This is a genomic window from Arthrobacter sp. NPDC057388 (assembly GCF_042668165.1).
GTDB lineage: Bacteria > Actinomycetota > Actinomycetes > Actinomycetales > Micrococcaceae > Arthrobacter.
Map to the genome: position 1 here is coordinate 20,592 of NZ_JBHVBL010000041.1, position 19,149 is coordinate 39,740.

Below are 19,149 nucleotides of genomic sequence, written 5' to 3' on the forward strand. Positions count from 1 at the left end.
CTATGCCCGCATCCTCAAGGAAAGCTCAGGCGTTCCTCAAGAAACGCTCAAGAGGCATGACCAACTCGACTCCGTGGAGACTAGCGTTCATGGCTGCGAGCCCTCCGCCGAAGGGGCTGCGGGTGCTTGCCGTGCCCGGCGTGGCGGACAGGAAGCGGTGGCAGCGGATCCACCGGAAGACCAGGCACCGCGGTCCTGCTGGGTTCCTGTGCACGGGGCATGTCTTGCTGATCCAGCCAAGACCGCTCAGGGAGCGGGTCATCGGCGACGATGTGCTGCTCGACGAAGCGGCGGACGGCTAGTCTGATTCCGGTCTTCATGGCCTAAATCTAGGAACCTTCATCGCGCGTCCCCAGCGTAGTCACTACCTGTCTTTGCGGCCGCCCTCTACCCGGAGAGGCGCCGGTACTCTCCTCAGTGCTGGAGGCGGGTCTCCTGCAGCCGCTTGATGAACCAGCGGGACTGTTCCGGTCCGTACGGCAGCACCGGGATGGCCTTCGTGGCATCAGCCGGTGTATCGCGGATGGACTGCTGTGCCTGCCGCACGGCTGTGGTCATGGTGTCCGCCATGGTCTTCACGAACCGGTCGCTGCACGGTTCGCCGTGCCCAGGAACAAGAAACTCGTAGCGGTGCCTGAGGGCGGAGAGATGCCTCAGGGCGTCTGCCCACTCCTCCGGGTACGAATCCTCGAAGGACGGATGTGCGCCCTTCTCCACAAGGTCGCCGGCGAACAGCGTGGTGGTGGTTCCCACCAGAAGGTCACCGTCCGTATGCCCGCGGCCCAAGTAGAACAGGGTCGCTGTTTGCCCGCCCAGGTCCACGAGCACGGGCTGGTCGCGGACAATGGCATTGGGGACCACGAGTTCCACGTTCTCGCCTTCGCCGGCTGCCATCTCAGGCTCGGTTTCAGTGACCTCACTGCGCTGGGCGTCACCGTTTTCCGCGATTTCCTCGGCACAGTTCTCGTGTGCCCAGAATTCCTCGACGCCGGCGTCGGCAAAGACGGCGTTCCCGAAGAAGTGGTCATAGTGGGCGTGAGTGTTCACAACAACCAGGGGCAATGGGGTCTTCTCCCGGACGGCGTCCAGGATCTCCCTGCCCTGCCGCGGCCCGCAGCCGGTATCAATCACCATGGCCCGTTCGGTGCCGATGATCACTCCGGTGTTGAGCTTAGAGCCTTCGGTTACCAGGACATAGTTGTCGGCGCCGACGTCGAGCCATCGTGACATATCTTCTCCGTACTTTCCGGGAACGTTACCGTGGTCTGGCCACGATTCTACTCATCGAACTGGTGGCTATCTGGGAAGAACGGTCGCTATGCTCGAACCATTCGGACGTCCCCTATCAGAGGTCGACGAGCGCAGAGCCGGGGTTCTCAATGGCATCGGCGACGTAGCGCAGGAAGCCAGCGGCCGTACCGCCGTCACACACACGGTGGTCGAATGTGAGCGTGAGCTCAGTGACCTTGCGAACGGCGAGTTCACCATCGGCCACCCACGGCTTATCAATGATTCGGCCAACGCCCAGAATGGCTACCTCCGGGTAGTTGATGATGGCCGCCGAACCATCCACTCCGAAGACACCGTAGTTGTTCACGGTAAAAGTTCCGCTTCCAAGCTCAGCCGGCGTTGCCTTGCCGTCTCGTACGACGGCGGTTAACCGCCTGATTTCTGTATCCAGTTCACGGGCAGAGAGGCTGTCCGCGTTACGGATCGAGGGAACTACCAGACCACGCGCGGTCTGTGCGGCAAACCCCAGGTTGACCCCGTCGAATGACAGGATCTCCTGAGAGTCGCCGCCGGATGTGTCCTCCGCGCTGATGAAGCGGGTGTTAAGTCCGGGGAATTTCTTCAATCCTGCGGTGACGAAGCGGGCGATGAAAGCTAGGAGCCCCGGCGCACCATCAGGGTCAGATTTTTTTAGTCCGGCACGCATCTCAACCAAGGCGGTAGCATCAACGTCCACCCATACCGTGGCTTCCGGAATCTCCGTGCGGCTGCGGCTCATGTTGGCGGCCACGGCCTTGCGGACTCCGCGGACCGGCGTGCGGGTGGTGATCCCTAGGCCGGTTCGAGCGTCGGTAGCGTGTCTCGTTTCGACGCGTCTGGTTTCGAGGGCCGTGGTTTCGACAGGCTCAACCGACGGGGCCTTGGTGATCGCCGCTTCAACGTCTCGGCGCATGATGAGCCCGCTCTCCCCCGAACCCTGGACGTGGCCGAGGTCTACGCCATGCTCCTTGGCCATGCGGCGGACGAGAGGCGAGATCACAGCGCCGAGCTTGCCTGGGACACGGGTGCGGCGGAGAAGCGCGTCATCGGCCTCAGTTGTCAGCTTGTTTGCGGCCTCGCCCGTCGTTCCGATGGGCCGGCTATCAAACGGCTTGCTATCAGCATGCTCAACCAGCGACGCTGCGCGGCGGGGACGGGTCCGGCGGACGGTTGCAGTGCCGCCAGGGGTTCCGTAGCCGATGAGGACGTTGCCGGAACCTGTTCGCTCTTCCGTGCGGTATGTTTCGGCTGCTGCGGTCGCTTCTTTGGCTTCGGCTTTGACCGGCCCCGTTTCGACGGGCTCAAGCACCGGATCGTTGGTCACAACGGACTCGACCGACGGGGTCACCGAGATCAGGGGTTTGCCGACGTCCATGGTCTGGCCGGGCTCGCCATGCAGCTCTGCGACAGTGCCTGCATACGGGGACGGAACCTCGACTACGGACTTTGCCGTTTCTACTTCGGCGATGGGCTGATCCACGCGAACTTCGTCACCGACGGCCACGAGCCAGTTCAGCAGCTCGGCTTCCGTTAGGCCTTCGCCGAGGTCGGGCAGGAGGAACACTTTCGTTTCGGTCATCTGATCAGTCTTCCCACTGGAGATCGTCAACGGTGTCGAGGATGCGGTCCACGCCGGGCAGATAATAATGCTCGAGTTTCGGTGCCGGGTAGGGTACGTCGAAGCCGGTAACGCGGCGGACCGGGGCCGCAAGGTAGTGGAAGCAGCGTTCCTGGACCCGGGCGACGATCTCCGACGACACAGAAGCGAACCCATGGGCCTCCGCAATCACGACCGCACGGCCTGTCTTCCGGACGCTGGCCGCGACGGTCTCGTCATCGAACGGCACAATCGTGCGGATATCGATGACTTCGAGCGAGCGCCCCTCCTCGGCGGCGGCAGCGGCTGCCGCCAGCGCCGTCGGGACTGACGGGCCGTAAGCAATGAGCGTCGCCTCCGTACCCGGCCGGGCCACGGCGGCCCGGCCCTCCGTGGCCTGACCGCCGTCATTCTTTCCTTCGTACTCCTCCCGGAGTAGCTCAAGGTCCACCATGTCCTTGGACCAGTAGAGCTTCTTGGGTTCCATGAACATGATGGGGTCGTCCGAGTCGATGGCCTCCCGCAGCATGCGGTAGGCGTCGGCCACGGTGGCCGGGGTGTAGACCTTGAGCCCGGCAGTGTGGGCGTAGTAGGACTCGGAGGAGTCGCAGTGGTGCTCCACTCCCCCGATGCCGCCGGCGTAGGGAACCCGGATGACCATGGGCAGCTTCACCCGGCCCCTGGTCCGGTTGTGCATTTTGGCCACGTGACTGACGATCTGCTCGAAAGCCGGGTAGGCGAAGGCGTCGAACTGCATCTCGATGACGGGACGCATGCCGTTGATGGCCATGCCCACTGCCATGCCGACGATACCGGACTCGGCTAGCGGGGTGTCGAAGCATCGCTGCTCACCGAAGGTGGCCATGAGGCCGTCGGTGATGCGGAAGACGCCCCCGAGTTTGCCGACGTCCTCACCGAAGACCAGGACCGAGTCGTCTGCACGCATGGCATGCGCCATCGCGGTGTTCAGCGCCTTGGCCATGGTGACCGGCTGCGGCCCGGCAGCTTCGGCGCTGGCCGCGGCCGTGGCGGCAGCCCGGGCAGTTGCGGAGCTGACGTTCCCGCTGGCTTCGGAGGACGTGGTGATGGTGGGGCTCATTTGGTAGCCTCCGTTGCGGATGCGGCACCGGCAGCATCGCGTGCGAGCTCGTCGGCAACGAGCGCAGACTGTTCCTGAAGCTGCGACGTGGGCTTGGAGAAGACGTACTTGAACAAATCCTGGGGATCGACGGACACCTCTTGGCCGAGGCCGGTGCGGAGCTGGGTAGCGACAGCCTCCGCTTTCTCCGCGATCAGGGACTCGCCGTCGTCGTCGAGCAACCCTCTGTCCGTGAGGTACTTCTTCATCCGCTTGAGCGGGTCCCTGGCCACCCATAGGGCCACCTCGGTGTCCTGACGATAGCGTGTGGCGTCGTCTGCATTGGTGTGGGCCTGCATGCGGTAGGTGTGGGCTTCGACCAGAAGCGGCCCGGAGCCTTCGCGGGCGAGCTTGACTGCACGGTCTAGCACGGCGAGGAGTGCGACGACGTCGTTGCCGTCCACGCGCTCGCCGGCCATCCCGTAGCCCACGGCCTTGTGTGCCAGCGACGGCGCTACGGACTGGTGGGCCAAGGGCACGGAGATGGCGTACTGGTTGTTCTGTACGAAGAAGATGACCGGCAGGTGGAAGACAGCGGCGAAGTTCAGGGCTTCGTGGAAGTCGCCTTCGCTGGTGGCGCCGTCACCGCACATCGCCAGCACCACCGTATCCTCGCCGCGCAGCTTGGCCGCGTGGGCAACGCCGACGGCGTGGAGCAGCTGGGTGGTGAGCGGCGTGCATTGGATCCCGACTTTGTGCTTGAGGGGGTCATAGCCCCCGTGCCAATCGCCGCGGAAAATTGTCATGGCCTCAATCGGGTCCACACCGCGGGCCATGACGGCGACGGCGTCGCGGTAGGTGGGGAAGATCCAGTCAGCTTCAGCGAGACAGAGGGCGGCGGCCACCTGGCAGGCTTCCTGGCCGTGGCTGGAGGGATAGACGGCCATGCGACCCTGGCGGACCAGCGTGGAGTTCTGGTCATTGACCCGCCGGCCGACAACGAGCTGTTCGTATGCGGTGAGGAGTTCATCGTCTCCAGGGAGCGGATACTCGTGCCCTGGTTCGGCGCCCTGCTCTGAATGGTGTTTCAGGTTGCCGTCCTGGTCCACCATCTGGATCTGGTGACGGGCGGGAAGCATGTAATCCTCGGCGGTGATGCCGAACTTGCGCACGGCTTCGGCGGCCGGGCCGTGGACGTAGGTGTCCTGGGTCTGCTCCGGCGCAGGCCGGCTCTGTCCAGCCGCGCCGGGCGCAGTGTGGTCTGCGGAGATCGTCATTGGTCCGTCCTTCTGTAGCCACTATTCACCTTCAGTATGGTGCCGGCCACTGTTTCGTATCCAGTGCCAGCACGAATCGTGGAGATGTACGCCGCAGACCACTATTCTGAAAGACAGACTGCAAATGTGAGCTGTGGGACGGGCGGGAGTTGTAGACAAATGGCCGGGGCGGACGAGGACCAGGCAACGGTGGCGCTCGATGATGTGGACCGCAATATCATCGCTGAGTTGACACGGGACGGCCGGATGTCCGTTACCCAAGTGGCGGAGAACGTCCACATATCACGGGCACACGCCTACACAAGGATCGCCCGCCTGACCGGCCTAGGAGTGCTGACTAAGTTCACAGCCCTCATCGATCCAATCAAGGCGGGACTGAAGTCCTCCGCCTACGTGACGCTTAAGGTCCAGCAGCACTCATGGCGAGAGCTAAGGGAGCAGCTACGCGTAATTCCGGAAGTGCACCACATCGCACTGGTAGGCGGAGACTTCGATGTCATTCTCCTGGTGCGCGCAGTGGACAACGTGCACCTGCGGCGGGTCATCTTCGACAGGCTCCAGTCCATCCCCGGGGTGGTGGACACGCAGACGTTTCTGGTGTTTGAGGATGTGGACACGCGCTGACGACGGCACCCACCCCCTAGGCAACCGATAAATGATTGTCGCCGGTCAGCGCCAGATTTTTTCCTGCAGTCGAACAACATGTAAGATTCGGGGGGCGACGACTCCAGAGGTGAACTGCCGAAGCGCACGTTTCAACATGGAGATGAGCCAGACCGGGGGAATACATGATTTCAAAGACAAGAAGCTACCGTGTGGACGGAGCCCGACAGAGGTTGCGTCCCCAGTTCCAATCAATGCGGAAGTTTTTGCGACTATCGCCTCTTACCGCTTGAATCTCCAAGAATAATTGCCCGTACCGTGACAATCGAGATCAAGGCACCACCCTACGCGGATGCTGCCGAGTGCTGCCACATCGGAGAGGCTACCAGCCAGCGCCTCAGCTCGCTCCCGTGGAGTGCAACTGAACTCCCCCAAAATGGCGCGCTTGCTAACCTCCCCTCACCGTCGGTGATGAGCAAGGCTGCAACCAAAGATGAATCGAAGCAGACATTGCATGCAGCCATCGGCACGCCCCACTTCCGTGTAGACCTTCGTCCTCTTCGCGGACGGGATGGCACAACTGACCCACGGCCCGTTCCCTTTCCCAAAACGCCCGGCCAAGCCCCGGTCTATGCATTGCTCGCAATGCCTCCTTGGAGAAAACGGCAACCGTCTGCTTCGGCTTCAACAGCAAGAGAAAGCGCGAAGTCATGAAACAGCAAGCTAAACAGAAACGGAACGCCAATGAATGACATGCTGCCGTCCATAAACCGCGCCGTTCCCTCTGACTTGGTCGTAGTGCTCCTTGCCACCTTTAACGGGTCACGCTATCTGCGGGCGCAATTGGATTCCATTGCTACTCAGAGCTACCCCCACTGGCGGATCGTCGTCGCCGACGACGGCTCCAGCGACGACACTCTTGCAGTTGTCCAAGGCTTCTCGGCTGACTACCCTGGGCGCGTTCAGATTTTGAGAGATGCTCCGGTCGGGTCGCCTCGCGACAATTTTTTTCGCCTCCTCCGTGCCGCCGGCCCAGCCCCATACTTTGCGTTCTGCGACCAAGACGACACATGGAGCCCTGACAAGCTGGACCGTCTCGTCGGTCGCTGCCAGCAGATCGAGGCCCGAAACCACGGCACGCCTTGCCTGGTCTATTCAGATCTTGCGGTCGTCGACGCGCAACTCGAGCTCGTAAACCCCTCATTCATCAACCACGTACGGGCCCGTCCGAGGGACATCACTCACAAGACTCTCCTCACGGAGAACGCGATTCCTGGTTGCGCAATGCTCCTAAATGCCCCACTGGCAGACGTAGTGCGCGTCCGGGAGTTCGATACGTCGAAAGCCATCATGCATGATTGGTGGATTGCTCTCTTGGCTGCAACTGTCGGACACATCTCCTATGTCCCCGGCGCGCTTGTGCACTATCGCCAGCACAGCACGAACACGCTGGGCAGCGTGAAAAGGTCGGGGCTTGCATTCATCCTCTCTAAATTGCTCCGCGGGAATCGCTCAACTGTATTTCAGACGTATGCACAAGCAGCCGAGTTCGCCAGTGCATACGGCGATTTGCTCGACCCTCCCGTGCGAGAGGACATCAACGCCTATGCATCCCTCTACAACCGCCACAAGTTAGAGAGGGTTAAAGTAATCCTTAAACGCCGCATCCTGAAACAAACTCCCGGCCGGCGCGTTTACCAACTGTTACGAGCGTGATCTCGCGGTGATTTACCTGTTCGGCGGGCTGTTTGCAAGCGCCGCCATGCTTTTGCACCGGCGACCGCCCGCCCGCACCAGCCCGCTCTGGGCCGTCACTCTGAGGTCCAACCGGCTCACCTCGCGGCTAAACGCGGACGGAGACCGGATCGTGAGCTTTTTCGGGGTGGCTATGAGCTTCTCCGTCTTATTTCTGATCGCAGCACTAAGATATGGCGTCGGCACGGACTACTGGTTTCGCTACGCTCCACGCTTTGAGCAGATTCAGGACGGCTATGTAGACGGACAAGAGATCGGCTACGTTCTACTCAACCAAGCAGTCGGGAAGGTGACGGACGACTATCAGGGGATCTTCGTCGTCACCTCGTTCCTCACGATCGCACTGTTTTACCGGTTCTTCCTGCGGATGTCGATCAGTCCAGCGCTCTCGGTGTTCATCTACGCCTTCGGTGGTTTCTACCTTGAGGAGTTCAACCTCGTACAGCAGGCACTCGCGATCGCAATCCTTGTCAACACAATCGAGTTCGCGCTCCGACAGAAACACGTGGCTTTTGTGCTCGCCACATTGCTCGCCGCGTCGTTCCATACGAGCGCTATTGTGTGGTTCGCGGTCTGGCCTCTCATGTGGATCCGGGTCGGCCGCGCCGCCCGCATCACGATCGCGCTGGCGATGATCGCTGTCATCATTCTGCTGCCGCAGACGGTGTCGCTGCTCGTGGGATCCCTGGCGCCGGAGTACGCGTGGTACTTCGACTCCAACTACGGCGTGACTCGGAGTATCCACCCCGCTGTCGTCATTGTCGCTGTAGCCGCCTTTGCGTTCACTCTGATCAAGGTGGGCAAAGCCAGAGGCACAGAATGCACCGCGGACACCACGACCACCCTCGCCGAACCCCAAAGCGCGGATCGCCCCGCAGGCACCACGACCACCCTCGCCAAAATCAAAAGCGCAGATCGCTACGCGGACGCAGTGGTTAATGTACTCATTGTAAGCACGGCGGTTTTGGTTGCCACGACCACGATCGCATACCTCTTTTCACGGCTGAACTACTACTTCGCTCCCGCCCAGCTGATCGCCGTTCCCTTGGCACTGTCCCTTGTCCGTAGCAGGCTAGCCCGCCAACTGCTCACCGTCGCCTTCATGTCCGCTTATATGACGAGTTTCGTCTTCCAGTTCTTAGTTTGGAATGCCCATGGTGTCCTCCCCTATGTCTCAATCTTTTCTCGCTGAACCCAGCAGCGACGTCCTCGTCACTGTCATCGTTCCCGTGTTCAACACACCTCCAGTATTAATCGAACGTGCGGTCGTCAGCGTGTTGAACCAGTCGCATCCAAATCTCGAGCTGTTGATCGTTGATGACGGTTCCGCTGCCGAGATCGCCGGGTTCCTCGACCGTACCGCTGAACGAGATCCGCGGATGCGTGTCGTCCACAGGGAGAACGGCGGAGTGTCCGCGGCTCGTAACACGGGAGTCGACCATGCACTCGGAGACTTCATTGCCTACCTTGACGCCGACGACTATCTGGAGACGGAATTCCTCGCCTCCGCCCTGACTGTTGCTCGAACCACGGACGCCGATGCGGTCTTCGGCGGCATCCGCGTGCTTCATGAAGGCGGAAGCGTGGAGTGGCGAACAGGAGGCCCGCCGGCCAGCGATCCACTGCTGGGCACAAATGACCTGATCGTCACCGCCTGCATCGGCGCGCTTTCAGATTCGCCCTCCCCGCAGCAGCCGACGCCGCTGCTGTCAGTAACAAATGTGGTGTCTTCCCTTCATAAAGCGGCCAACGCCCGCAGACATCGCTTCCCCGAAGGGGTCTCCCACGCCGAAGACCGTCTATACAACCTTTCCCTGCTCCTCGAGACTGCCCGTGTAGCTTTCTGCTCCGACGTTTGGTACGTGTACGACCAGACCCATGATCAGGGCGTCACACGCCACGCCACGCCACGAACGATCGCTGCCCTCGCGCGGACAACCCGGGAATTCGCCAGAGTCGGGAGAATGCTTGGCAAGCAGCGGGAGCTTTCAGCCAATGCTCACGACCGAATCACGCGGGCTGCAGCTGAAGGCGTGCTTAATTACCTCAAGGTGCTGACCGGCGTGTTGGCCGTGGTACCCTTCGCGCGCGAAAACCGCCTCATCCTGCGGGCGCTCTTGGAAGAGCCATCAGTGCACATCGCGGTTGCGCAAGCAAAAAGGATTAGCTGGAAGGACCAGGTCTTCGCATACGCTGCCTACCACGGGCGCATCGGCCTGCTCCGTTTCCTTGGCCGACTCTGGGTGAGGAGCGGAGGCCTTGGAATGTCCGCAGGTGCAATTACGCACGGCACGGGGAGGAAATCATGACCAGGGTAAGGGGCGCGAACCTCTCGGCCCGGGGTGCCCGAGGGGGGAGCCAGGTCTTGGCGGGAAGTGGAGCCACTTTCGCAATCCAATTCGCCTCGTTGTTAATTCTCTCGCGTCTACTAACGCCGACGGACATCGGCTTAGTGGCGATGGTTACGATTTTCATCACGCTGGGGAACTTACTGCGTGACTTCGGGCTACCGCTGGCTGGCCTTCAAGTTCAGTCCCTCACTCGACAGCAAGGGTCTAATCTATTCTGGATGAGCGCGGTGATCGCCGCGATCTGCGCGCTGCTGCTGGCTGCGTCCACGCCCGCACTCATCGTGCTGTTCAGCGAACCTCGTCTGGCGCAGGTCGTCCCATTGCTCGCAATCGTCATGTTCCTCGGCGGGTTGACCTCCCAGCTACAGGTTCAGTTGGCGCGTAACATGCAATTCGGTGCGCTCGTCGCCAGCGATGTCATCTCACAGGTTGTCGCTTTGGCTGTCGCAATTGCGTTGGCCATCGCCGGTGCAGGGTATTGGGCCCTGATTGCGCAAAGCCTCACTGCGGCCTTCGTACTGCTGGTCTACCGCTGGGCCGCTAGCCGTTGGATGCCGCTGATGCCCCGAAAGGGGCACGACGCGCTAAAGCTGTTCAAAACCGGCGCCACCTACGGTCTCGCGCAGATGCTGGCGTTTGCCCAGAGCAACGTCGCCACATTGCTAATCGGCAGTCAGCTCGGCGCAACGCAACTCGGCTACTACAACCGGGCTTATCAACTGCTCACTGCGCCCGCAGGACGATTTCTCGACCCGCTCGCGCAGGTCGTCATCTCGACGCTCAACCGTGCCAAGGACGAGCAACGGGACCCGGACGCCCTACTGTACAAGATACAGTTTGGTGTAGGTTCACTTGTCGTCTGGGTGTTCGCCGTCACTGCCGGGACAGCAGCTGGCCTCATCCCGCTCGTCCTGGGGAATCAATGGAGTCCGTCCATCCCTGTGTTCCAGATCCTGGCAATAGGTGGCTCGATATCGGTTTTCAACAGTGTGAGCTACTGGGCGTTTATCGTGAAAGAGAAGCCCCGAGCGCTACTGCATTACAACCTCGTCTCCAAGCCACTCGAGATCGTTAGCATCTCCATCGGCGCACAGTTTGGACTGCACGGCGTGGCATGGGGTTACGCGGTCGGCGTTGCTTTCTCTTGGCCATTATTCCTATTGTGGCTGTCGCGCACCGCGGACTTTCCTGCAGGGCGCTTTTTCGCAAATAGTTCCAGAATCCTTTTTGCCGGAGCCGTCGGCGGCCTAGCATCCGCAACCGCTTACTTCGCGCCGCTCCCGCTCAACGCTGCTATGGGTGTTCTCATCGGAGCCCTCGCAGGAAGCATAGTGTTCGCCGTAGTTCTGCTCGCTATGCGTCCTAGCCGCATCCTGCTCGCAGATTGCGTCCGAATCCTCCGCTCCTCTGTCCTGCCGCAACAGGGAGCATTAAAGACATAATGTCTATTGCCAAAGAAGCATCGTTAGACGCGCTGCGCAGCTGTCATCTAATGAACAGGTAAACATCACTGATATTTCTCGTTAAGAAAACACCGTGCAAGACGCCTTGTAGCCGCCGCGGCTGCCACTGACTAGGACTGAGTACCACATGATCATCGCCAGCATCGTTACGTTCGAACCTGACATCCACCGACTCCGACAAAACCTGGAAGCGATCGCGCCGCAAGTACCGAATGTCATTATCTATGACAACGGTTCGAGCAACCGCGATGAGATCGAACGCGTCGCCGCGGCAATCCCTAACACGGCTGTCATTTACAGCCGAACTAACGACGGGATCGCTGCAGCGCTCAATCGACTGGCGGAAGCGTGCCTCGAACGCGGCGCAACGCACATTCTCACCCTCGACCAAGACAGTGTATGCTCTCCCGCGATGGTATCTGGACTTGCTCCTGAGCTCGGGGACGGGGTCGGAATGGTCACACCATATATTGTGGATCGCAACAAACTTACCCTCGAGGATTACCAACGCCTCACTCTGCCTCAGGTAGAGCGCTACGAGCAGCCCGCGCGGAGGGGAGCAATAACGTCAGGAGCGATGGTTAGTCTCGATGCCTGGGCTCGCATTGGCGGATTCGACGAACTTTTCTTCATTGACTACGTCGACTATGACTTCAATAAGCGCCTCATGGACGCAGGCTACTCAATTCTGCGCGTTAACACAGTACCGCTGCTTCATGAAGTTGGTCGCGCAACCCGCACTTGGCTACTAGTGCCACGCAAGGACCTAGCGGGACGGTGGCATGTCGAGCGGTTCTTCGCTTTCGGGCACAGTGCCACCCGCTGCTATTACAAGGCCCGCAACCGCGTCCTATTCACGCGCAAGCACGGACGTACGCTTGGCATAACCCATGAGGGCGTCTGGCAGCTTCCACAACAAATTGCTCTTACCCTCATGTTCGAAAAGCAGCGCTCTGCCAAACTAAAAAGTTTTGTGCGCGGCATCCGTGATGGTCTCATGGTTCCCCTGCCGTAGAAGGCCTGAACAAAGACCGGCGGACCGGCGGCCCTGGCTAGTTTTCCTGGCCGGGACCTTAACCCCGGTCCGTCACTGGGCCCGCAGACCGCGCATCTTCCACTAGATTCGATTCGTGTAACCACAATGACACCCTCCGGTCCTAGGGCTGCCTCCGTGCGGATGGAAACAGCACTATGAACCCGGCGACAGGGCAAGTTGACACCGACTGTCGCGCGGAGGGTCAGGGCAGCCCGTTCCCGGTCAGTTATGCGACTTCATGTGACATGATGACTGGAGCGAACCAACCAACCAGGATCAACGCTGAACGTAAAGCGGTCAGCCGGTCGGGCGCGCGCAAGCCGTTAAGCCCTAGTTCGCAGGGTAGACTCTTGTAGGCGTCATGAGCATGATGGCCACGGTTGTAACGCTGGAGACCCGGTCCCAGCTTCACAATAGAGGGGGACTCTGGGTTGGATATACGAGACTACCTGCGCATCGCCGGCAGCCACTGGAAATTCATCACGGCAATGATTCTGATGGGCCTTCTCCTCGGTGCCGGAGCATCCGTGCTGATCAAGCCAACGTATAGGTCTGAGACCCAACTGTTCGTCGCCATACAGAGTTCCGGCACTGTACAAGAACTGCAGCAGGGAAACACTTTCAGTCAGTCGCGCGTCCAGTCCTATGTCAAAACTGTCGGTTCTCCCATAGTGCTCCAGCCGGCGATTGAATCACTAGGCCTTGACCTAACTGCTGATCAGCTTGCGAAGAAAGTTCGCGCAACCTCTGATCTCAATACAGTTCTGATCAACATTGCCGTTGAAGACAGCTCGCCAGTACAGGCACAAGCTATCGCCCAAGCCGTTGGTGACAGCCTTATCAAAGCTGTGGAGCAGCTGGAGAAGCCGAAGTCCGGTGGAACATCAGCAGTTGGATTGTCGGTCATCACACCGGCGACAACGCCTCTAAGACCGTCAGCTCCGAACACGCCCCTTTACTTGTTGTTAGGGACGGTGGTGGGATTGGGCGTGGGCATCGGCGGCGCAGTCCTCCGTTCGGCCTTGGACAACAGAATATCAGGGGAGGCTGGGCTTCGAGCAGTCACAGATTCACCGCTGCTCGGTGGCATTTCTTTCGACCAAGACGCGGTGAAGAAGCCGTTGCTTACTCAAGCTGCACCTCAAAGTCCGCGCGCTGAATCCTTCAGACAGTTGAGGACAAACCTACAGTTTGCCAACGTTTCAGGGCACGCAAAAACTATTGCGGTAACATCGTCGCTTCCTGGAGAGGGAAAAAGCACTACGGCTACGAATCTTGCCATCTCTCTCTCGCAGGCTGGACAATCCGTTTGTCTTATCGACGCTGATCTCCGGCGGCCGATGGTTGGCGAATACTTGGGCCTCGAACAGAACGCAGGCTTAACTACGGCGCTCCTCGGATCAGCCGACGTTAACGATCTACTTCAACAATGGGGAAGTGGCAGTTTGTACGTTCTGACCTCGGGCCGGATTCCTCCGAATCCCAGTGAATTGCTCGGCTCCGCCGAGATGAGTGACCTAATCCAACGCCTTGAACAAGTCTTTGACGCCGTGATTATAGACACCCCGCCGCTCCTTCCGGTCACAGATGCTGCCGTCTTGGCACAACATGTAGGGGGCGTAGTAGTGGTGGTTCGCTCGCAGAAACTCAAGCAGCAGGACTTGGCAAAGTCGCTAAATTCACTGCAAATGGTCGGCGGCAAACTACTCGGCGTCGTGCTTAACGGCCTTCCGCCCAAGGGTCCCGATTCCTACTCTTACGGCTATTACCGTCACGACAGCCAGCGAGTACATAACTCGTCAGAGTTGCAAAACGAAGAGAGCGGCGTAGGAGTTGGCGCGGAGAACCAGTCGCGACTCACGTCTTTCCGTCAGACGATGCAGACTGGACGGGGTCGCTCGGCAACAAACTTTCCCAGGCCGCTGCCTGAGCGCAGCATCGAAGGTTCACACCCAACGAATTAGGCTTTTTGGGCAATCGTGAGAACTTAACTCATGTTTGAACCGCCGGGCTCCCGCGTCGACGCCTCTTAGGGCTTGATGTTGTTAGGACACCCCACAATTTGGCAGTGCATATGTAGATCAACAAACCGTCGGCCAAGTGCGCAGAGCCGACCCAGGGTCCCGGCGGCAATTATCATCGCAGTCCAAGCCCTCATTGCTAAATTTAGCTTGGATATTGGGCAGCTCTGAACCTAATAACGTTCGAGCACCGCCGCCCTGACCGTGCCGCACGACTATTTGCACCATTCGAAGCCGATGCGTTTGCGCTTAGATTTCCTTTATTTTTCCAAATTTCGACAGTTTTATGAACGTTACTGGTCAAGGGTACATATAATCACCACTTGACCGATCCAGTGAGATATGAAAGTTGAGCCGTTGCAAACAGCAAAGCAGGGGGAACGGTTGGGGACTCCGCAAGGCGCGGATTCATGGCGTCGTAAGTATGCCGGCAGGCTGCAGGTGATAGATGCTGCAGTCGTCGTCTGGGCGGTCGCTGGAGCCTTTGGAGTTCGTTTCGGGTTCGCAGACAACGGCTCGATCCAAGATGGCGACTATATCCTGCTCTCTTTAGCCCTAATTGTTGTCTGGTGTCTGATGCTCGCTTACTGGGGAACACGCGAAGCGAGAATTCTTGGAGCAGGTTCTGAGGAGTATAAGCGCGTAATTGCGGCATCCGGCTGGCTGTTCGGATTTGTAGCGGTAATTTCATATGCACTAAAGATAGACACCGCCCGCGGTTTCGTCGGCCTCGCGTTTCCCGCCGGAGTCATCGGTCTGCTGGCGGCGCGCTGGCTGATGCGCCAGCACTTAACAGTAGACAGGAAAAATGGCCACAGCTCATCGAGGGTCCTTATCATCGGCTCCCTTTCCTCTGCAGAACATTTGGTCCGGTCGCTGCGAAGTCAACCTGCTGCCGGTTACCTTCCAGTGGCCGTTCACGTTCCTTCATTGGAGCTGAATGCAGGCTACGCAAGCGACCTCGGTATTCCCATCACGGCCACCGAAAGAGGCGTGGGATCAGTCCTGATGGCCATCGAATCAGAGGGGATCGATGCTGTCGCCATCTCTTCCGGCGCGCCTCTTGGCCCAACTGACCTACGCCAGCTTGGCTGGGAACTAGCAGCTAGGGACATCGGGATGATCCTGGCCCCAGCACTGACTGATGTTGCAGGGCCTCGCATCCACACCCAGCCAGTGGCGGGGCTGCCTCTCATCCATGTCTCGACTCCGAAGTTGACGGGAGGGAAAAAGGTCGCAAAGCGTGTCTTTGACGTAGTAGTTGCCGGAACCTTGACCTTGGGGCTTCTTCCGGTATTTGTCGTGATCGCAGCATTGGTCCGGTCCACGAGCCGGGGCCCTGTTTTTTACATGCAGGAGCGCATCGGACTACGAGGGACGTCCTTCCGTATGCTGAAGTTTAGGTCTATGAAGGTCAATGCGGATGCGGAGCTTCAACGCTTGCTCGCCGAACAAGGCTCTGCAGACAAACCGCTCTTCAAAATTGAAAACGACCCGAGGATTACTCCCGTTGGACGCATTCTTCGAAAGTACTCGCTAGACGAACTCCCCCAACTCCTGAACGTTATTGGCGGAAGCATGAGCCTTGTTGGTCCGCGCCCGCAGCGCGAGAGCGAAGTCGCGCTTTACGACGACGCGGCCCACCGCCGGCTATATGTAAATCCTGGTATGAGCGGTCTATGGCAGGTGAGCGGTCGCTCCAACCTGACGTGGGAGGAAAGCATTCGTCTAGATTTGTATTATGTTGAAAACTGGTCGCTGATGGGCGATGTCGTAATCCTCCTCAAAACGTTTAAAGCGGTTTTTGCAAGCACCGGTGCTGTCTAGCCGAGTACCGACCTTATATTGCGGCTTCGGCCGACCTGTCGTGATTTCTTGGGAAGGCAACAATGCGTGTTTCGGTAAATAATCGCAGCCATATCTGGGCTGTCTGGGCAGGATGCATGGTTGCGCTCCGACGAGTAGAACGAGACTGACCGTGATAGCACGGGCCAAGATTAGCGCGCACGCGTCCGATCGCATGAAAGTGGGTAGCATGCATCAAGCTAGAAACCACAGGATGGTCTTGATGGGGACGGTTGCCGGCCTGCTGCTCGTCGTAGCCTTGGCCGCGGCCTGGCTGGGCCTCAAGGCATCCACAATCAGCAGCGAACTAAGCGCCGCTAATGACCTCGTTCCAGTCCTGCGGGAGAACGTCGTAAATGGTGACTCATCGGCCGCCAAAAACAATGTCACGAACCTAATGCGGCATACGGCGAACGCCCGAGCCGCAGCCGCTGATCCTCTGTGGACTATAGCCGGCGCCACACCGGTGGCGGGCGTCAACTTCAGAGCTGCCACCGAAATCGCAATGTCTGCTGACGATATAGCCACTTTGGCAGCGGCCCCCTTGGTGGATGTTTACGACACCGTTGACTGGAAGTCGTTAAAACCTACCGGCCAAGGCATACAGCTCAAACCTCTTGCCGAAGCTCAACCCAAGCTCTCCTCTGCGGCAAACGCCGTACGGCAGTCGTCCGATCGTTTGAATGTGATCAATGCGGAAGCGCTGGTGCCCCAAATCGCGGCTCCACTGCTTCAAGCGCGTACCGAGCTGACGTCGCTACGCGATGGTCTAGATATAGCTGCCGATGCGGCTCAGATTCTTCCATCGATATTGGGTCATGACTCGCCCCGGAGTTATTTATTGCTCATACAGAACAACGCCGAGCTAAGGGCAACAGGCGGGATCCCAGGGGCGCTAGCAGTCCTGAACGTCAACGCAGGCAAGCTGTCCTTGAGTTCGCAAACAAGTGCCACCGAGTTGGGCCTTATGGAGCCTCGCGTGCGCGTCGACCCGGAGCAACAGCAAATCTATTCAACGCGACTGGGCAAGTTCGTGCAGGATGTAAATCTAACACCCGACTTCCCCACTGCGGCTCAAACCGCGAAGACAATGTGGGAACGGAAAACTCACCAGGTGGTGGACGGCGTTCTTGCAATCGATCCAGTGGCACTCAGCTACGTACTTGAAGCAACAGGTCCCATCGACTTGACTGATCCCACCTTGAAGACCATCACTCAGGGAGGACTGCCGACGCGGCTTACGGCCAAAAATATTGTCCCAACGCTTCTGTCGGACGTGTATGAACAGATTCCCGAGCCAGACCTGCAGGATGTGTACTTTGCCGGCGTTGCGAAAAAAGTTTTCACGTCGTTGTCCGCCGGAATGGGAGATTTTCAAAAGCTCATTGATGTGCTTGGTCGAGGTGCCCATGAGCGCAGGGTCCAGTTGTGGTTGGCGGCCAACGCGGAACAAGCTGTCGTCTCCAAGTACTCCTTGAGCGGATCAGTAACTGGAACGGGCATCGACCCCGCGCAGTTCGGCGTCTACTTCAACGACGGTACGGGGGCGAAAATGGACTTTTACGTAAAGCGAACCGTGCAGCTCATTGAGGAGTGCCCGGTCCAAGGCTACGGTCAGGTCAAAGTCCGGATTACAAGCACGAACACGGCTCCCAAAGATGCGGCCACGTCCTTGCCGCCATACGTAACTGGCGGCGGCGCCTTCGGAGTGCCCGAGGGAAGCGTGCAGACCAACATCATCGCGTATGGTCCGATCCAAGCGAATATTGAAACAGCAGTCGTAGAGGGCAGAAAAGCTGGCTTCGCGTCCTTCCGGCACGCGGGTAGACCTGTCGGTGCGCTGACAATCAGGCTCGCGCCAGGACAGAGCAGTACGGTTGAGTTCGCATTTGGCAAAATTGTCCAACACACCGCACCGCAACTGTCAGTGACGCCCACCGTGCAGCCGCAAACAGACGTACTTTTGACGCCGCATACGCCCGAGTGCCTCCCACTTGAGTAGCCGATGCATTAACAGTATGTAAAGTCCTTGGATTCACTTTGGTGACACCGCGCTGTGGGTGATAATCTCTCCTTGGGTAAAACCACGAGATTCGCCCCACGGTCACATGGGGATGGAGAATCTCCACAAGTATGTGACATTCGTGTTGAAAAGGTCTCAGGGGGGACAAATTGAAGAAGTCTATCGCTGCACTCGCGCTTGCAGGAACCATCGCATTGACCGGCACCGCACCGGCTATGGCCGGAACGTACCCGGCACCTGGTGGAACAGGAACCGTCTCTGACGGAACTGTCACCCCGGGTGAAGTTTTCACCTTCTCAGGGACGGGATTCCTCGCTGGCGAACCCGTGACCATCACCGTCACTCTCACCGTTGCTCCGCAGGCACTGGGTGGCGGCTTCGCAGGTGGCGCAGCCATGTCTGTTCCGTCAAAGATCACCGTACTGACGGCTCCGCAGACCTTTAGCACGACTGCTGATGCAAACGGGGCCTTCGCGTTCCCGCTCAGCCTCAGCGAACCGGGCACGTACACCCTGACTGCTGTTGGCGCCACCTCTGGGAAGACGGTTTCCCAGAGTGTGACCGTTGCTGCGGCCGCTGGCACGGGAACTGGCCTTTCCAACACCGGTGGCAACGGCACTGGCCTTGCCAACACCGGGGACAATGGCAGCGGGCTCGCCAACACCGGCGCTGACTCCAGCCTTGTGCTGTGGTCGTTGGTGGGTGCGGGCGCACTTGCAGCCGGCGCCGCTTCTGTGGTCGTCGTCCGCCGCCGTGCCAACGCTGAGGCATCTGCCTAAGCAGTGAGCTACACGCTTCAACTGAGCGGGCCAGCTCCGGAAACCCGGAGCT

At 59.4% G+C, this 19,149-nt stretch carries 15 protein-coding genes; 11 read left to right on the top strand and 4 right to left on the bottom strand.

Going from position 1 to position 19,149, the window contains the following annotated elements; translation table 11 throughout:
- The first annotated feature begins 56 nt into the window (after positions 1 to 56).
- Entirely contained in the window at positions 57 to 302 is a 246-nt protein-coding gene (locus tag ACFUTU_RS17040) for a hypothetical protein (RefSeq protein WP_377966356.1), read from the top strand.
- A 112-nt stretch (positions 303 to 414) separates the two neighbouring features.
- Here ACFUTU_RS17040 and ACFUTU_RS17045 read toward each other — a convergent pair whose 3' ends face one another.
- The 4 genes from ACFUTU_RS17045 to pdhA form a co-directional block, all read right to left on the bottom strand.
- Positions 415 to 1,230 carry an MBL fold metallo-hydrolase gene (locus ACFUTU_RS17045; protein WP_377966358.1) on the bottom strand — a complete coding sequence of 272 codons (816 nt, stop codon included), beginning with the start codon at positions 1,228 to 1,230 and terminating at the stop codon, positions 415 to 417.
- Between the two features lie 115 nt (positions 1,231 to 1,345).
- Positions 1,346 to 2,848, bottom strand: a complete 1,503-nt coding sequence (locus ACFUTU_RS17050; RefSeq protein WP_377966360.1) for a dihydrolipoamide acetyltransferase family protein — start codon at positions 2,846 to 2,848, stop codon at positions 1,346 to 1,348.
- A gap of 4 nt (positions 2,849 to 2,852) precedes the next feature.
- The gene (locus ACFUTU_RS17055; protein WP_377966362.1) at positions 2,853 to 3,965 is read right to left on the bottom strand and encodes an alpha-ketoacid dehydrogenase subunit beta; all 1,113 of its coding nucleotides are present in this window, start codon (positions 3,963 to 3,965) and stop codon (positions 2,853 to 2,855) included.
- Positions 3,962 to 5,221: a pyruvate dehydrogenase (acetyl-transferring) E1 component subunit alpha gene (gene pdhA, locus ACFUTU_RS17060; protein WP_377966364.1), complete on the bottom strand. Its 1,260-nt coding sequence runs from the start codon at positions 5,219 to 5,221 to the stop codon at positions 3,962 to 3,964. The genes ACFUTU_RS17055 and pdhA overlap by 4 nt, the downstream gene beginning before the upstream one ends.
- 159 nt (positions 5,222 to 5,380) lie before the next feature.
- On the opposite strand from pdhA, the gene ACFUTU_RS17065 reads away from it, so the two are divergent.
- From ACFUTU_RS17065 to ACFUTU_RS17110, 10 genes are all read left to right on the top strand, one after another.
- Positions 5,381 to 5,845, top strand: coding sequence for an Lrp/AsnC family transcriptional regulator (locus ACFUTU_RS17065; RefSeq protein ID WP_377966366.1), 465 nt, complete (start codon positions 5,381 to 5,383; stop codon positions 5,843 to 5,845).
- A 723-nt stretch (positions 5,846 to 6,568) separates the two neighbouring features.
- Complete coding sequence (locus tag ACFUTU_RS17070; protein WP_377966368.1) at positions 6,569 to 7,540, top strand: glycosyltransferase family 2 protein; 972 nt, start codon at positions 6,569 to 6,571, stop codon at positions 7,538 to 7,540.
- Positions 7,541 to 7,547: 7 nt separating this feature from the next.
- Entirely contained in the window at positions 7,548 to 8,771 is a 1,224-nt protein-coding gene (locus ACFUTU_RS17075; protein ID WP_377966370.1) for an EpsG family protein, read from the top strand.
- Positions 8,749 to 9,888 (top strand): glycosyltransferase family 2 protein, encoded by a 1,140-nt coding sequence (locus ACFUTU_RS17080; protein WP_377966372.1) that lies wholly within the window; start codon positions 8,749 to 8,751, stop codon positions 9,886 to 9,888. The genes ACFUTU_RS17075 and ACFUTU_RS17080 overlap by 23 nt, the downstream gene beginning before the upstream one ends.
- On the top strand, positions 9,885 to 11,372 hold the full coding sequence (locus tag ACFUTU_RS17085) for a lipopolysaccharide biosynthesis protein (RefSeq protein WP_377966374.1): 1,488 nt from the start codon (positions 9,885 to 9,887) through the stop codon (positions 11,370 to 11,372). The genes ACFUTU_RS17080 and ACFUTU_RS17085 overlap by 4 nt, the downstream gene beginning before the upstream one ends.
- Before the next feature lie 148 nt (positions 11,373 to 11,520).
- On the top strand, positions 11,521 to 12,408 hold the full coding sequence (locus ACFUTU_RS17090) for a glycosyltransferase (protein ID WP_377966376.1): 888 nt from the start codon (positions 11,521 to 11,523) through the stop codon (positions 12,406 to 12,408).
- Positions 12,409 to 12,860: 452 nt separating this feature from the next.
- A complete protein-coding gene (locus ACFUTU_RS17095) occupies positions 12,861 to 14,393 on the top strand; it encodes a polysaccharide biosynthesis tyrosine autokinase (RefSeq protein WP_377966378.1) in 1,533 nt (510 codons plus the stop codon).
- 399 nt (positions 14,394 to 14,792) lie between these two features.
- Positions 14,793 to 16,277, top strand: coding sequence for a sugar transferase (locus ACFUTU_RS17100; protein ID WP_377966379.1), 1,485 nt, complete (start codon positions 14,793 to 14,795; stop codon positions 16,275 to 16,277).
- 241 nt (positions 16,278 to 16,518) lie between these two features.
- Positions 16,519 to 18,297, top strand: coding sequence for a DUF4012 domain-containing protein (locus ACFUTU_RS17105; protein ID WP_377966381.1), 1,779 nt, complete (start codon positions 16,519 to 16,521; stop codon positions 18,295 to 18,297).
- A 170-nt stretch (positions 18,298 to 18,467) separates the two neighbouring features.
- The gene (locus ACFUTU_RS17110) at positions 18,468 to 19,097 is read left to right on the top strand and encodes an LPXTG cell wall anchor domain-containing protein (RefSeq protein WP_377966383.1); all 630 of its coding nucleotides are present in this window, start codon (positions 18,468 to 18,470) and stop codon (positions 19,095 to 19,097) included.
- The last annotated feature ends 52 nt before the right edge of the window (positions 19,098 to 19,149 follow it).